This is a genomic window from uncultured Nostoc sp., from assembly GCF_964245445.1.
In the GTDB taxonomy this organism is placed as follows: domain Bacteria; phylum Cyanobacteriota; class Cyanobacteriia; order Cyanobacteriales; family Nostocaceae; genus Nostoc.
Map to the genome: position 1 here is coordinate 3,074 of NZ_CAXTNE010000390.1, position 2,502 is coordinate 5,575.

The window sequence follows — 2,502 nt, forward strand, 5'->3', positions numbered from 1 at the left end:
ATGTTCTTGTTAATGAAAAAGATGTCTTGATTAACAAAAAAGATGTTCTTGTTAATGAAAAAGATGTCTTGATTAACAAAAAAGATGTTCTTGTTAACGAAAAAGATGTCTTTTTTAATGAAAACCCAGCTAAATCTAAATTTTTTAAGTTTATTGCGAAATTTAGAACAAAAGCGGTGTGTTAATAAGTAAATTAAGATACACTTAGTCAAGACAGGATATGATACTTGAAACTGCGGCGATCGCTGTTGGCACTATAATTGCCACTAAAGCTTTAGAAAAAACAACCGAAAAGGTAACAGAAACCTTAGTGGATAAAACTGGTAAGTTTCTGGTCACCCTCAAAAAACAGTCTTCCCAGACTGTAGTTGCTATAGAGAAAGCACCAGAGCAACCACTTGATTATGGTAAGGCTGTACTAGAGGTAGAATCGGCTGCTAAAGCTAATCCTGAAGTAGCTCAAGCTATGCAGGAATTGGCCGCAGCAGCTAAAGCAGAACCAAATCCTAAATTGGCTGAAATTTTGGCTATGCCTAACCTAGAAAAATTAGCAGATAAAATTGGTCAGGTAGTTATGCCAGGTGGGACAGGAAATATTGAAAATATGTCTTTTTAAATTATCATTATTGTGTGACTTAACCCTCAGCCCTTTCCCTTGTAGGGAAAGGCAGGGTGGTTTCATACGAAAAAAGAAAAATGCATAAGTCTTGATTTCTCGTTTTGTGGCATGGCTTTTTCCCTCTCTCCAAACCTCTCCCCCTGTGGGGGAGAGGCTTTGAAACCCAGTTTTAGTTTTTCTGTGCTTGTATGAAACCACCCTGCTTCCCTTGTAGGGAAGGGGAGTAAGATTTAAAGCATTTTTATTTCAAGACTTTATTCTGAGCAGAATTTTATAAAACCTTTCCTTGTAGGGAACGGAAGTAAGATTCAAAGCCTCTCTCCGTTTCGGAGAGAGGTTTGGAGAGAGGTCTTTCAGTTTTTGTGAACAGCAAGATTTAACTATGTATGCCTGAAGATTCTGGCAAGTTTGCCGACAAAGTTGGTGCTTTTGCCGCCCCTGGCGCTCAAGTTAACATTGGCACTCAAATTCTTAACGGGCAGAAACAGCTAACTCCCACAAAATATATCCCTTATCGCGGTTCCGTCCATTTCGTCGGGCAAGAAACCGAACTGACAATGCTGCATGAAAACTTGCAGCGCAAAAACTATGTAGCAATAGCAGGAATGGGTGGCTTGGGCAAAACTGAATTAGCTACCCAATACGCCAGACGATATCAAGAAAATTATGGGGGAATTGCCTGGTTTAACGACAGAGAAACCAATCTCGCCGCCGAAGTTTTAGAGTTTTTCCGGTTGCAGTTTGGTTTGGAGATTCCCCAAGAATTAGGAGGAAGACTTTTAAGCCTTGAAGAACAAGTCGCCTGGTGTTGGTCTAAATATCCTAACTCTGAGTTACCGATTTTAATCATCTTCGATAACGTAACTAATTTAGACAACCTCCGCCAAGTCGTTCCCAACGATAACCGCTTCCGAGCCTTGATTACTACTCGACTGCGGCATTTAGACCCGAATTTTATTCAAGAGATTCCCTTAGATGTTCTCTCGCCCCAAAAAGAACCAGGCAAAGCCTTAGAATTGTTAAAACGACTGTTGGGGGAAAAAGATAAGCGAGTTGAAAACCAACCACAAGCCGCAACAAATATATGTGAATATCTGGAATATTTGCCTTTGGGGATAGAGTTACTTGGAGGTTATTTGGTACGCGACCCGGAAATATCTTTAGATATCATGTTTAGGCGATTGCAAGAACGTAAATTAGCAGAGTCAGCTTTACAAGACCGGGAAACTCTCAACTCAACTCAACTGGGAGTCAAAGCCGCCTTTGCTTTAACTTGGTCAGAACTCGACCCACTGGCGCAACAACTAGGAAGATTTTTGAGTTTATTTTCTCCTGCACTGATTCTTTGGGATTTGGTTATTTGGGTGGCGACAGGTGGAGAGGAAGCAGACAATCAGGAAGAAAGACAGCTAACTTGGTCTGAAGATGAATTAAACGCAGCTAAAAAGCAACTCTACGGGTGCAATTTGCTGCAATTGGTAGAAGAAAGAGAAGGATATTATAAAATTCATGCCTTAGTGCGGTGGTTTTTGCAAGAGGAGTTAGCAAATGGCGAAACCAAATCAGTTTTGGAAACAACCTTTGCCACCGCCATGATAGCCAAAGCTCAAATCCTTCCCGATTCACCTACTTCTAAAGATATTGAATTCCTCAAAGATGTTATTCTTCATCTTGAAGATATAGGAAAACGTTTAATTGCAGAGATAAAAAAAGCCACAGAAGTACAGACATTTTTCACAGCATCAGTGCCCAACGATCAAGTACTGTGGATATTTGTGGGAATAGGAAGATTTTATGAGGGACAAGGATTATATAAATTAGCAGAACCTTGGTATGAGGATAGCGTAAATGTTTGCCAAGCTCTGTTTGCTGGGGAGCATCCG

Annotated in this window: 2 protein-coding genes and 1 pseudogene; all 3 read left to right on the forward strand. The window is 40.5% G+C overall.

Annotation, left to right across the window (positions count from 1 at the left end; all coding sequences use genetic code 11):
• Window positions 1–185, forward strand: a pseudogene (locus tag ACFE90_RS35605) (hypothetical protein); the annotation flags it as partial.
• 35 nt (window positions 186–220) lie between these two features.
• On the forward strand, window positions 221–616 hold the full coding sequence (locus ACFE90_RS35610) for a hypothetical protein (protein ID WP_375506973.1): 396 nt from the start codon (window positions 221–223) through the stop codon (window positions 614–616).
• A 389-nt stretch (window positions 617–1,005) separates the two neighbouring features.
• On the forward strand, window positions 1,006–2,502 hold a 1,497-nt coding region (locus ACFE90_RS35615; protein ID WP_375506974.1), incomplete at its 3' end, for an NB-ARC domain-containing protein.